The 12,765-nt window shown below is 43.7% G+C and carries 15 protein-coding genes, 1 other RNA gene and 1 pseudogene; 4 read left to right on the plus strand and 13 right to left on the minus strand.

Going from position 1 to position 12,765, the window contains the following annotated elements:
- The 6 genes and pseudogenes from UF75_RS30425 to flgM form a co-directional block, all read right to left on the minus strand.
- A pseudogene (locus UF75_RS30425) lies at positions 1-130 on the minus strand (flagellar assembly protein FliW); the annotation flags it as partial.
- 36 nt (positions 131-166) lie between these two features.
- Entirely contained in the window at positions 167-715 is a 549-nt protein-coding gene (locus UF75_RS20805; protein ID WP_045576473.1) for a DUF6470 family protein, read from the minus strand.
- Between the two features lie 28 nt (positions 716-743).
- Positions 744-1,652 (minus strand): flagellar hook-associated protein FlgL, encoded by a 909-nt coding sequence (gene flgL / locus UF75_RS20810; protein WP_045576474.1) that lies wholly within the window; start codon positions 1,650-1,652, stop codon positions 744-746.
- Positions 1,653-1,665: 13 nt separating this feature from the next.
- Positions 1,666-3,489 (minus strand): flagellar hook-associated protein FlgK, encoded by a 1,824-nt coding sequence (flgK, locus tag UF75_RS20815; protein WP_045576475.1) that lies wholly within the window; start codon positions 3,487-3,489, stop codon positions 1,666-1,668.
- Positions 3,490-3,492: 3 nt separating this feature from the next.
- Positions 3,493-3,972, minus strand: coding sequence for a flagellar protein FlgN (locus UF75_RS20820; protein WP_045576476.1), 480 nt, complete (start codon positions 3,970-3,972; stop codon positions 3,493-3,495).
- A gap of 34 nt (positions 3,973-4,006) precedes the next feature.
- On the minus strand, positions 4,007-4,285 hold the full coding sequence (gene flgM, locus UF75_RS20825; RefSeq protein WP_045576477.1) for a flagellar biosynthesis anti-sigma factor FlgM: 279 nt from the start codon (positions 4,283-4,285) through the stop codon (positions 4,007-4,009).
- Between the two features lie 428 nt (positions 4,286-4,713).
- On the opposite strand from flgM, the gene UF75_RS20830 reads away from it, so the two are divergent.
- Both UF75_RS20830 and UF75_RS20835 read left to right on the plus strand, forming a co-directional pair.
- On the plus strand, positions 4,714-5,529 hold the full coding sequence (locus UF75_RS20830) for a flagellar motor protein (protein ID WP_045576478.1): 816 nt from the start codon (positions 4,714-4,716) through the stop codon (positions 5,527-5,529).
- On the plus strand, positions 5,526-6,416 hold the full coding sequence (locus UF75_RS20835) for a flagellar motor protein MotB (protein ID WP_045576479.1): 891 nt from the start codon (positions 5,526-5,528) through the stop codon (positions 6,414-6,416). Before UF75_RS20830 ends, UF75_RS20835 begins: the two co-directional genes overlap by 4 nt.
- On the opposite strand, the gene UF75_RS20840 is transcribed toward UF75_RS20835, so the two are convergent.
- Positions 6,402-7,436 (minus strand): M20/M25/M40 family metallo-hydrolase, encoded by a 1,035-nt coding sequence (locus UF75_RS20840; RefSeq protein ID WP_045576480.1) that lies wholly within the window; start codon positions 7,434-7,436, stop codon positions 6,402-6,404. The genes UF75_RS20835 and UF75_RS20840 overlap by 15 nt on opposite strands.
- A 33-nt stretch (positions 7,437-7,469) precedes the next feature.
- On the opposite strand from UF75_RS20840, the gene UF75_RS20845 reads away from it, so the two are divergent.
- Both UF75_RS20845 and UF75_RS20850 read left to right on the plus strand, forming a co-directional pair.
- Positions 7,470-7,907 carry a YaaR family protein gene (locus UF75_RS20845; RefSeq protein ID WP_045576481.1) on the plus strand — a complete coding sequence of 146 codons (438 nt, stop codon included), beginning with the start codon at positions 7,470-7,472 and terminating at the stop codon, positions 7,905-7,907.
- A gap of 36 nt (positions 7,908-7,943) precedes the next feature.
- Complete coding sequence (locus UF75_RS20850) at positions 7,944-8,732, plus strand: protein-glutamate O-methyltransferase CheR (protein ID WP_045576482.1); 789 nt, start codon at positions 7,944-7,946, stop codon at positions 8,730-8,732.
- Positions 8,733-8,929: 197 nt separating this feature from the next.
- Here UF75_RS20850 and UF75_RS20855 read toward each other — a convergent pair whose 3' ends face one another.
- The 6 genes from UF75_RS20855 to UF75_RS20870 form a co-directional block, all read right to left on the minus strand.
- Entirely contained in the window at positions 8,930-9,124 is a 195-nt protein-coding gene (locus UF75_RS20855; protein WP_045576483.1) for a hypothetical protein, read from the minus strand.
- A gap of 193 nt (positions 9,125-9,317) precedes the next feature.
- Complete coding sequence (locus UF75_RS20860; protein WP_045576484.1) at positions 9,318-9,701, minus strand: EamA family transporter; 384 nt, start codon at positions 9,699-9,701, stop codon at positions 9,318-9,320.
- A 164-nt stretch (positions 9,702-9,865) separates the two neighbouring features.
- Positions 9,866-10,442: RNase P RNA component class A (gene rnpB / locus UF75_RS26535), an RNA gene on the minus strand.
- 52 nt (positions 10,443-10,494) lie between these two features.
- Positions 10,495-10,647, minus strand: a complete 153-nt coding sequence (locus UF75_RS29345) for a hypothetical protein (protein WP_197079481.1) — start codon at positions 10,645-10,647, stop codon at positions 10,495-10,497.
- Between the two features lie 252 nt (positions 10,648-10,899).
- Positions 10,900-11,712 carry a Nif3-like dinuclear metal center hexameric protein gene (locus UF75_RS20865; RefSeq protein WP_045576485.1) on the minus strand — a complete coding sequence of 271 codons (813 nt, stop codon included), beginning with the start codon at positions 11,710-11,712 and terminating at the stop codon, positions 10,900-10,902.
- The gene (locus UF75_RS20870; protein ID WP_045576486.1) at positions 11,703-12,500 is read right to left on the minus strand and encodes a class I SAM-dependent methyltransferase; all 798 of its coding nucleotides are present in this window, start codon (positions 12,498-12,500) and stop codon (positions 11,703-11,705) included. Before UF75_RS20870 ends, UF75_RS20865 begins: the two co-directional genes overlap by 10 nt.
- Between the last annotated feature and the right edge of the window lie 265 nt (positions 12,501-12,765).

The raw sequence follows: 12,765 nt of genomic DNA on the forward strand, positions 1-12,765 counted from the left end.
GACCTTCAGCATCTAGCGGTATATAGGCAAAAACCTTTTCGTCAGGAAAACCGGGAATTCCATGAGAGAATTCAAATAGTTGCTCTTCTGCCACTTCCAGTTCGCCGAATCTAGTCGTTTTTATTATCATAGTATTGCCTCCTAGCACACCGTATAGTGTATCTCTTTAGGCCTTGATATCCACAGCTAATATCTCAATGCTGGGGTATTGAGTGACCTTAATATCGACGTTCCCGCGCTGGAAATCCCCTTGGACGGTGCCACGCTGTAGAGTTAAATCCACTTTCCCATCCACGGGGTTGAACTGAACCGGATTAGCTTGATAATGAATGTCTGGCAAGGCAATATGTGCATAAGTAATATCGGAAACTTCGGAAATGGTAGAGTTAGCGGCTATGTCAGCAATCGCATTTGATTTACTCTCAATTCGAGCTAATTGGTCCCCTTCTTGTGCTATTCGAGCGATAGTGTCCATCACAGTTTGCCTACCAAGTGCAGCAAAGTCTTCGGCCAAATCGGCAACATTCCTTAGTCCGATGGAATAACGACAGGGATAGTTGTCGATCGTCAGTTCCCCTTGGGGTTGACGAATCTCCACGGTCGCCGGCGTTGTCTGTAATTGCACCTTAGGTTGAGTGCTTTGTAGATTTAACTTGGCATTATTAATGGTATATTCCAGACGAGTGGGCTGGGTAGTAATATTGATTCGGAGCATGGAAGTGACTCCCTTCCGCTACGCACTATTATCGAAGGAAATCTACCAAAGACATTGGCATTATCCTTGCACCAATTTGCAATGCTGTCTTATAGACATTCTCGGCGTTTTTATAATCCACAATACCCTTTGCAACATCAATCGAATCATTGCTTGCTTGATCTCCTGCAATAACCGTATTGCTACTATCCAGCATAGTTTTAGCCATCTCGTAAATCGACATACGAGATCCTAACGTTGTGTGAGACTGCAGCATTTGGTCATGGTCACCGTCTATCTTAGCTAAGCCAGTATCAGATAGCCATTGCTGGTCTGCACCAGTTCCAGACTTCAAGTGATTTTTAATGTCGATTAGGTCATTTAAGATTTTCAGCCCCGGGCCAAAAACATCCGTTCCGGTGAGATTCACGCTATCCTGACCTGGAGTAGCTTCCCCCGGGTGAATCGGCATGGAAATCTTTTCATTATCCCCGTTATAGGTGATAATGTCACCACTACGAGTAAATGGAGCAGTTTTATCATTCTGTCCAGCAAAAATGTAACGCCCCCCCAGTTGAGAGTTGCCAATATTAATCATCTGGTTGATCAGATTGTCGACAGCGTCCCCAATCGTTTGAACGGCAGATTGGGGATTGGTGCCATTACTAGCCTGGACAACCTGCTCTTTGATACTTATCATAATCTTGCTCAAGTCTTGCATATCATCATCTGAGGTATTCATCCAACTTAGAGCATCTTGGGCATTCTGAGTATACTGATTGTTTAATTCCATACTAGTACTAAAGCGCAAGCTTCGCACTACCTTAATCGGATCATCCGAGGGAGCATGGAGGGCTTTCCCATCCGCTAGTTGTGCCTGGATCTTACTTGTCTTTTCAAGGGATTTGTTAAGACTACCTAGAAAATTATAACTCATCATCGTATTAGTGATTCTCATATTAGATCTCCTCCTATCGACCCACTACACCGGTACCATTGATCAATTTGTCCAGCATTTCATCCATGGCCGTCAAAACTCTAGCTGCTGCGTTATAGCCTTTCTGAAATTTAATCATATCGGTCATTTCTTCATCCATATTTACCCCAGATGTAGATGATCTGAGGTTAGTAAGCTGATCAATCACCGTTTGCTGATTGGTATTCTGTCGCAGGGCATCTTGAGATTGTACACCTAAAGAACCAATCAGGGATGAATAAAAAGCATCCAAAGAAATGTCACCTAGTGTGGACGAAGTATCAGTTTTTAGACTATTCCCTAGCAAGATGGCATTATCACCGCTAGCATTGTTGTTGCCTTTCGACAAGGTAAACTCATAGGTATCCGTACCAGTGGGAATCGAAGTGGAAGTTACCCCTATGGTAACATCCATACCCTGGATAGTTACAGTTTCAGGCGATGTCGTTAGAGTTGTTGAAGCACTCCAAGAGCTCCCTCCATCCGTAGAGGTAGAATAGCTGTTATTACCTAAATTATCGACCGAAACTCTTACGGTAGTCGGAGTAGCAGAAGTAGTGGGAGCGGTCGGTGCATAAGTACCAGTGCCTGAAGCCGAAACCTTGGCGCTTCCAGTATTGCTCGACCCGGTCGAAACCGCACTCACCAGCGAAAACGTAGTTTTAGCTGCTATTATAGCTAGTCCACCAGTTGAATCAGTTATTGCCGAGTTTACCTTTAAGGCATTAATCCAGCCGCCGTCTGGCGGGGTTATTCCCAGAAGAGAATAATTCGTTTCGGTAGGAGAACCATAACCATCTCCAAAAAAGTTGCGTCCATTAATATTATCCGTACCATAACCACTCCGATGCACTGCATTAAAATCTTGCAATAAGAACTGGCTAACCTTTTCTAGGTTACTCATATACCCCTTAATACCCTTTGTAGCTGAATCCCGAGAATCAATCAATGCACCCAGTTCACCGTTTGTAAAGTTCACCGCTTTCCCTGTATCGGCTACGACAACGGTCGTTACTGCATACCCGGGAACATCAGTGCTCGTATCATTTGGAGTTGTCACAGTGCCTAACTTGATGGAATACCCTTTGGTATCCACTAGGGTCACACCACTGGCTTGGACATTATATTTTCCCGAACTATCTTCATTGACTGTGACATCGACGAGCTTAGACAATTCATCGACTAGCAAATCCCTACTATCTCGCAAATCATTAGCATGATTGGCCCCACCGAACTCAGTGAAAGCAATCTGCTCGTTAAGCTTATTAATATTAGAGGCAATCTGATTGATCTTACTAACGCTGGAAACAACCTCAGAGTTGATATTGTCAGCAGTGTCTCTAAGCTGCTCGGTGGCATGCGTTATAGCATTCACGACGGCTACCCCCCGTTGTGCTACCGCTGTACGAGCTCCAGAATCAGAAGCGTTGGTCGAGAGTGTTTGCAAAGACGTCCAGAATTGATTGAGCACCGTCTGAATACCGGTTTCTGAAGGCTCGCTAAATACCCCTTCCATTTTACTTAACGCATCGCTGCTTGTTTGACTATAGCCTAGGGTCCCTGATTCCTTCCACAATTGTTGATCCGTGAACCTATCCCTCGCCCTAGTAATAGAGGCTACCGTGACTCCACTTCCCGAATAATTCTTAGTTCGACCATAAACCTCCCCCGCTGGAGAAGCTGTTACCAAATTGACCCTCTGCCGGGAGTACCCGTCCGTACCAGCATTAGCAATATTATGCCCAACAGTATCAAGCGATGCCTGCTGAGCATAAAGGCTTCGAGACAATATATTTAAACCGCCAAACGTGGAACTCATCTCTTAAACCCTCCAATCCATAAGCTGCCGTTTCTTTTCTTCATTCTCTTTCTTGCTTGGAACTGTATAGGTATTACTCTCTTGGTGTGTCAACAGCCCCACTGTATAATCCACGATTTTCATAGCCTGTTGAAGAAGTTGGGAGTTGATCGTATGGATTTCTTGTAACCGCTCGACCACCCGGTCTAGGTTAATGCGCACTTCCTCTAAGATAGGGAATTTTTCAACTAGTTCAGCCAATGTGAGGTCTTCAGGTACCCTCCCAAATTCACGTCCGATTTGTTCAGCCCACAAGAGGCGTTGTTTTTCCAGGCGATTGACCTTGATAATGAGCGATTCTTCCTGAGCTGTTATTGATTCAATCTCTTGAAGATCATTCTTAATTAACGCTTTCTGCTTAAGTTCTTCTAGGTTTAGAGTTTCAACATATAATTCAACTTGTTCTTTTAAGTTCTCATTTAAATTCCGAAGTGCTTCAGACACGGAAAATCTCCCCCTCTGAAATGTATGAATTCCATTAATCTTTCTGATATGCTTCAAATAACTTGTCGGCTATCCTTTGTCCGTTAACCTTAAATTCTCCTCGTTCGATCTGTTCAGTGAGAGCTTGAACACGTTCCTCACGGACAGACGGAATCTCTTTAGCTTTCTGAAGTAAGGCCTGGAAAACTTGTGCTTTATCCGAAACGGCTATTCTATCGGTTTCGGAAACTGCCGTCTTCTTCTCAACTTGTTTCAAACGATTAGCCGCCTGAATGCTCCCAATGAGAGACATCGATGTGCCGTCAACTTTCATGTAACTCACTCCAAATACTTAGTCTTATTCTCTATATCGAAGATAACCCATCAAAACTAAAGAGGAACTTTTTGTTTTTCTATGGAATTTTTTTAGGGTAAAGCAAGAATTATAGCTGTAACTCCGCTTTTCCTGTATAATAAGTGTATATTTTTAATCTGGTTGGTTCCAAGCTCTAAGCGCTTTAGATGGCAAGGTGATGTGCTGGCGAAAGGAACCTTCCAGAAAGTTTACTTCTGATTACTAAATAAAGGGACTAAAGTTCAGCATGAAATTTGACGATACAATAAAGTAAGTATAAAATCGAACGTTTTACTATTTCTTATTTATTCTGCTAAAGGCCCATATAAAAATGCAAGGGAGGTACGTCACAATCCCTTATTTATAATGATCATGCCCAAAAATATAAGGGATGAGGCAACAGCAACATGGATTTATCGACTATAATTGGGATTATCGTAGGATTCGGGTTCCTTCTCGTCGGCTATGTTTTAGAAGGTGGCTCGGTTAGTTCCCTTGGGGGATTCTCGGCGGCTCTGATCGTTTTCGGAGGGACTAGCGGGGCGGTTTTGGTCAGTTTCCCACTCTCCGACCTCAAAAACCTTCCTAAATGGTTTAAACTTGCGTTTACCTCCCAAACGTTCGGAACCGCTGAGGCTTATGAAACGCTCGTAAGATTTGCAGAAAAAGCAAGGCGTGAAGGGTTACTCAGTCTGGAACAAGAACTTGAAACTGTGACAGATCGCTTTACTAACCAAGGCATGCAACTCGTTATTGATGGAACTGACCCGGAAATTACCAGGGAGATCCTGGAGTCGAATATCGCTGTCCTTGAGAAACGCCATAAGATTGGAATCGCAGTGTTCGAAGCTGCTGGCGGGTATAGCCCTACCATGGGAATTGTAGGAACGGTCATGGGCCTTGTCATGGTGTTAGGAAATCTTTCGGATCCGGAAGCGCTCTCCCATTCTATCGCATCTGCTTTTATTGCTACCCTTTATGGGGTCGGTACAGCAAACCTTCTATGGCTTCCCATTGCCACAAAACTTAAAATGAAAGACAAAGCAGAAGTTTCCGCCATGGAGATGGTTCTGGACGGAATCCTGTCCATTCAAGCAGGCGAAAACCCTTCCATCCTAAAAGAGAAATTGAAAACCCACGTTGGTTCAGTACTTCCCTCTGAGGCAAAATCCGAAGAGAGTATAGCTGAACCTGGACGTGCCGTTGTTAGTGAAAGCCGATGAGTAGAAAACGCGAACACGAATCTGAAAAGGATAATGGTGAACGTTGGCTTCTCACGTATTCTGACCTCATTACCCTACTGATGATCTTTTTTGTCGTTCTTTATTCCATGAGTAAAGTCGATGCCGAAAGATTCCAAGCCGTTGCTGAATCCCTCAACAAGGCCCTCGGTGGAGGGGTTCCCGCGAAAATCGAGATGGCCAAAAGCCCAGAAGGACCGTCTCTCTTTCAGACAGGCACCCCTTCCTCTAAAACCACGGTTCCTGGGAAAGGATCGGATCCAAACAACACGACTCAATCAGCCTCAGATGCGAACGGGGTAAATAAAAACTTAGGTCAGGGGAATACCGATGCCGAAAGCTTGAGCATTGAAGGAATCAAAGCCAAACTAGATAAGTTTGCGGCTGACAACGGAATACAATCTAAGCTATTATCTTCCATAGAAGAGCGTGGTCTAGTGGTCAGTATCCAGGAAACGCTACTTTTCGAAAGCGGCTCAGCTGATATTGACACCAAGGCTCGCGAAATTCTCAGAAATATTTCCACCGTCCTTGCCGCCTCACCCAATCAAATCAAAGTTGAAGGACATACAGACAATTTACCGATTCACACTGTCCAATTCCCTAGCAACTGGGAACTCTCCGTGATTCGTTCCACTAACGTGGTACAGATCTTCCAACATGAAGGGATCTCTCCCAATCGACTCTCTGCGACGGGTTACGGGGAATACCGGCCTATTGCTTCAAATGACACTACAGTTGGGCAAGGAAAAAACCGCAGGATTGACCTCATCATTCTTCGCTCCAAATACGACGTCACCGAGCCCAATAACCACCCTTTGATTACCGAGCCACTAGTTCCTGCCACAATCCCCTTAGAAAGCAAGTAAGCGTACTGCTTGGTACATTATTTCTGATACCAAGTGAATTTGTTCAGTTTTTATAAGTGCGCTGGTGTCTTCAGGGGTATGATTTTTGTATAGCCAGTCTTGGGCCAAAATTGTTACCGCAGGAATTCCCGCCATGGCAAAACTGACGGAGTCGCTGTTATGACCCGCTCTGGGAGTCAATAGAGCGCTAGCACCACATTTAGAAGCGGCTTGGCGAATGGCATTTACTGCGGTATTTTCTCCATCCCCCCAGAGTGCAAAGTTCCCTATCATTCCATTTCCGACTGAGTCAGCGTTTAGAACCGCTTTTATCTGGTCGAGGGGAAACGTCGAAGAGTGTACAAACGCCTGAGACCCTATAAATCCCATCTCTTCAGCACTCCAAAAAGCGATAACGATCGTGCGTTTCGGGACTTCTTTTTCACGAAGAATTCGCCGTATGACATCCAGAATACACCCCACTCCAGAGGCGTTATCGTTGGCCCCGGGGTAGACTCGTTCTTCATAGAGCCCCAGATGGTCGTAATGAGCTGAGAGAAGAATTATTTCCTCTGTTTTTTCGCCCATTAAACCCCCTATTAAGTTGACACAGGGAGATCTTAAATTACTATTATCCCCGGGTTTAAAGGTCAGTCGGCCATTGACCCTAGTTTCCACCACCGGAGGAATCGTAAACGCTTGAATAAAGCCCGTTTTTGGGTCCCCCATCGGTCGTAAGCCTAACATACTTAATTGTGTGGCCAGATACTCTGCGGCTCTAGTCTCCCCCACAGTTCCCGCTTTGCGTCCTTGCATCTCAGGAGCAGTCAAAACGTAAATATCATCCATTGCAGTCCGACTAAGGATTTCAAAATCAATCTCCTTAGGTGGATCAGTCTCAGGAGGCAGCAACAATTCAACAGGCGGACGTCCTAGCCCTGTTTTTATAGCCTCTCCAAAACGAGCCGGTAAAAAACCCCATGGTAATATGACTGCTCCAAGACCCAGTATTGTTTTTAAAAAAACTCTGCGTGTCTGCATGACTTATCCTTTCTAAGAGGAGATTGACTGACTATGTCTTTACGCATTAATTCCCCGCATCAACTTCAGGCTCCCAATCTAGAAACTCAAAGTTCCTCGGAGCATAATAATGAGTTTAGTGGGGTTTTATCTCAGACCCAAAAAATCCAACGCATTGAACTCCAAGCCTTTCTTGAGCGCCTCGGAACACAAGGGAAGAAGTTAGCTCATTCTCTCTCAATCCGAGATCTTAGGGATTTCCAAGATATGGTCAAATCCTTCCTTCGTTCAACCTTTGGACAAAGTCGCTCAATGCAAGAGGATACGTCCTGGGATTTTCAAGGTCGTCCGAAGGTCATGGCGCGAATCGGAAAAATCGATCAAGCGCTCGATGAACTTGGAAAACAGCTTCTAGATCAACAGGACAAACCCCTTGAATTATTAACCAAAATTGATGAAATTCGTGGGTTGATCATTGACCTTTTCGCCTAAGTAATAAATTAATACATAAGAAAGAGGTGTTACCCTTTGTCCTATACCTCCATTGCTAATACTTACGAAGACTTTGTTAAAGGGTTTCATCCCAAAAGCGGGCTAGATCTAAAATTCTATAAACAGAACCAAATGCAACGGCGTATCCTTAGCTTTATGAATTCCCATGGACACCCAGCCTATCCAGACTTTTTGAAAGCCCTCAATTCTGATCCCATCTTATATGATGCCTTTTTCAAGCATTTAACGATTAACGTTTCTCAATTTTTCAGGGATGCTAACCAATGGAAAACTCTGAGAGAAACGATTATACCCCTACTTCTCCAGAACAAAGCCCCTTTAAAACTATGGAGTGCAGGATGCTCTAGCGGCCAAGAACCATACTCACTCGCTATGACAATGATGAATTATTTCTCGAACGCGAAGTTCACCGTCCTTGGTACGGATATCGACGTCAATGTACTGAAACAAGCCAAAGACGGGATCTACAAACAAAATGATTTTGCAAGCACTCCTCCGGAATTCCTACAAAAGTATTTTACCCCCTCCGATAAAGGGTATCAAATCAAGGCCTCCGTTCAGAACAACGTTAATTTCCAACACCAAAATCTACTCACTGATCGTTTTCAAACGAACTTTGACTTCATTGCCTGCCGCAATGTCGTGATTTATTTCACCGAAGAGGCCAAAGAAATGCTCTACAAGAAGTTCACGGATTCCTTACGCCTAGGTGGAATCCTTTTCACTGGAAGCACTGAACACCTTTTTGGAATGAATCACCTAGGCCTGAAACCTGTATCCTCTTTCTTCTATCAAAAGGGATAGCATAGACCTCTTAAGGCAGAACCGACCGCCCCGCACTTGCATGAAGCGCGCTTTAGCATCATAGATTTGCAGAAAGCCCAGAGGGTTTTGAGTTTTAGCCTTAATGAACACTTATCGCCGTAGGATGCTAAGAAACTTCCTCCAACCATTATAGGGGCTCTGACTCATTAATCTTGAGTCAGAGCCCCTTAAGTGCTTTAATTAAACGACGTGGGACATTCTCGTTCATACTGTTCGACAAATTCCTCCAAAGGATAAGTAACCCCTTTACCCTTAAACTCCAACGATACTTGTTGAGCCTTTGGATTAAATCCGATAAACTTCATACCGAGCAGCCTTGCCATTTTAGATAATTCAATCCGCGTACCTCGCCCAAAGTCTTGTAATTGCATCCAACGCACGCCCCTTTTTCTTGTCATTACGACTCCAAAAAAAGTATTGAATCAAGCTGAATATTAAATTGTATCAGAGTATGACTAAGCACATATAACTTGTCAACTTCACTTTAGTCTATCATATCTTATTCACTCGCTCCTTTCAACTCCTCTATATATTAAAGATATTAGCTGTCTATCAAAAAATCTTTTAATATCCCCAAAAACCTAAGATACTAATCCCCGCTAAGATTAATAGGCATCCTAGTATTTTCGGCATCGTGAGCGCCTCATGGAGCAATAATGTACCATAAAGAATTGCAATGGCATATCCCAAAGAAACTAGCGGATAGGCATAGCTAAGCTCCCAACGTGAAATTACAACCAGCCAAAGAATTGAGCTTACTCCAAAACACATAAACCCAACAAAAATAGCTGGAGTCAAAATTATTGAACCCAGTTGCTGCCAAATCCCCGTAACCGTTACTTTTCCATAATGAAGCATCCCTAGCCGGAATAAAAATTGTCCTGTAGCCCCTAATAGAATGGAGAACAAAGCGACAACTAAAGGACGGAATTCAGAACTTATAGTCATGGATAAAACCCCTTGAAATCAATCTTATAAAAATTCAAGTCATAATTCTAAGTAATAACACTAAAGTGTTTACTGAATGGCGTCTATTTATACCACTGACAAGAATCTCCCTAATTAAATAAAGAAGGAAACCTCTGATGCATTTACATCGTCAGTTTCCTATTGTGCGAAGTCAACCTATAAGCCGAGTTCTGTTCCTCCGTGTGGAGGTGATGATCATCTATCTCGAACCGCCGTTACCGACGGCCTCTAGCGACCTTACCCGGGAACGAAAACGGGCCGTTCATAGTTCCCCTATTCAGTCTTGCTCCAGGTGGGGTTTACATGGCCAGCCAGTCACCTGACTGCCGGTGAGCTCTTACCTCGCCTTTCCATCCTTACCTACTCGGAAGTCAGTCGTCAAAAGCCAGAAGTGGAATTATAAAGAAAACTTGGCTGGCGCCAAGCCTTGGCGTAGGCGGCCGCCTTAGTTGCCCTTATGCTTCCAGACGAAGACACTGTCTTCGCACGTATTAGTCTTCTTGCAGTATACAACGAAGTTATACTTTCTGACTAGTAGAACAAACTTATTCTAACCTCCGGCCTCTGACAACTGACCTCCGTTATCGGCGGTATCTCTCTGTTGCACTTTCCTTAGGGTTTCCCCTACTGGGTGTTACCCAGCACCTTGCCCTATGGAGCTCGGACTTTCCTCAGAGGCGACCTTTCGGTCCTTACCCCCGCGATCATCTAGTTGGCTTCGCTAAGTTATCTTACTAGAAAACTTTGTTTTGGTCAAATGGAGAGTATTGGTTTAATTTACAGTGGACTTTTTTTCGGTCATTTCTTCTATTTCATCATCAATGTCCATTAGCTCGATTAACCATTTAGTACGATTAGTATTGTCTTCTGAGATGTTTATTAATACCTTTTCACGTTGAAGACGTAGGATTTCAGTTCGGTTCATACTATCGACTCCTTTCTTCGTAATGTTATTTTTATCGAAGGATCAGTAATTCTTCTAAAGAAGCCTTGGGTATTTCATTGAAAAGACTTTATTATCAGATTATTCCTTGCAATATTATAGTAATATATTTCACAATTGATGTCAAGTGGTAATATTTACTTTCACAAGTATATTTTAATATTGTAATAGCAGTAATCTATTATGAAACAACTGCTCTCCCTTGCCATCTACTCGCATGCTTGTAAGCCGTCCCTATACAAGCCATGGTGAACGATTAATTGAACTCACTTTAACCTCGATCCCCTGAAGGGATTTCTCCGTTGTCAAATAGTGAAACATCTTTTGCAACATAGGTGCCTCGCTCAAGAAATGCCCAAGATCCCCAATAGCCATCCCTCCCTCAAGTGCATCGAGAGCGGAATGATGGTCAACGTCACCCGTTATAAGCAGGTCCGCGCCTTTAAACAAGGCATTAGAGACAAATCGTCCCCCGCTGCCATTAACAATGGCTATTTTTCGAACTTCCTTCTCGGGTGAGCCAGCCAAGCGAACTCCGGATAATTCATAGTCTTGGGCATAGACTCCGGACTTAGTTAACCCCTCTAAAAATCGTTTCCACAAAACTCTTAGTTTTTCCGGATGAGGTAAATAGCCACATACACCATAGCCCCGTTCTTCGCCCTCTAACAGTTCCATTCTTTCCAGTCCTAGAATCTCTCCTAGGCTTCGGCTCGCCGAAAATATTGACTGATCTAAATTCGTGTGCGCAGCATAATATCCAATCCCATGCTGCAAAAGTCGAAGAGGGACGAGTGCCCCAGCATTATCTGATCTTAAGTTTTTCAGAGGACGAAAAATTATAGGGTGATGGGCCACAATGAGTTGGGCACCTAGATTCTTTGCTTCCTCGACCACTTCCAGCGTTCCGTCTAAAGTAATCAATATCCGCTCAAGGGGCTTTGATCCGCTTCCAACCAGTAAACCGACATTATCCCAATCCTCAGCCCACGATTTAGGTGCAATCTTTTCAATTAATTGAGCTACTAACCCTATCGTTACTGCCATATCCGAAGTCCCTCCACTAGCATTATTTCATTGCTAACCTCATTGATTTTGGTCATAACTTCTGGGCTCTTCGATTTCTTCATTTGCTTTATACGCCTATGTAACATACCACTATATTCGTTAAGGTGCTCACTCAGAAGATCCGTTCGTTCTTCCAAGACGAGAGGTCCAAAATGCCATACAAGTCTATCCACTAAGTTTTCAAATACCAAGACATCCATACTAAGCTTTTCCTGAAGTGGGTTCAACCGCAAGATCCAAGCTCGAATAGTTTCTTTCAGTTGAACGATGCCCCAGCCCTTTTCCTTTGAAAGAGCTATGACCCCATAAATTCGTTCCTCTTCTTTCACCAACCGTTCCTCTTTTAGATGCCAGCCACTCTCCAATAAAGCTAACCGTAACGCTCCCTCCGCACCTTGTGGTTGTAAGATGAGATCAGTCACGGACTCCATAACGTCTGGACGAGCGGATAGAATTTCCAACATGGTTCTACCACCCATTCCTGCAAGGGTAAGGGTATCGACCTCTCCAGACTTAAGTGGCATTAAGCCATCTCCAAATCTCACATCTATGAAAGCCTCTAAGTGTCTGGCTTTAACGGCATTTAAAGCGGATTGGTAAGGCCCTTCATGAACGTCCACTGCAATCGCTTTTGATATTTTCTGAGTCTCATAGAGGGCTATGGGTAAATAGGCATGATCTGTCCCGATATCTCCAAGATCTGCCCCTGCTGGCACAAACGATGCAACAGTTTGCAAACGCGGACCTAGTGTGACGGAGATTGTCATAATTCACCTCTTTAAACATATGGATTGATCTTAATGTGCATAGAACGATGAACACATAAGATGGATATTCAGATTTCGTCTGAGATCATCATGATGTGCCAGAACATTGATGCTTGGTATGCTCACCAGCAGATATAACTATACACGTGCACTTTCCGTATTATACTGCATCGCAGAGGTTTGCTCAACTTTTTCCACTAAAGACTCCTTTAAGATCATTGACCTTTTATCCTATAACTTCCCTCATTATGGACACCCTTTAGCT

This window comes from Desulfosporosinus sp. I2, from assembly GCF_000960765.1.
Lineage (GTDB): Bacteria > Bacillota > Desulfitobacteriia > Desulfitobacteriales > Desulfitobacteriaceae > Desulfosporosinus.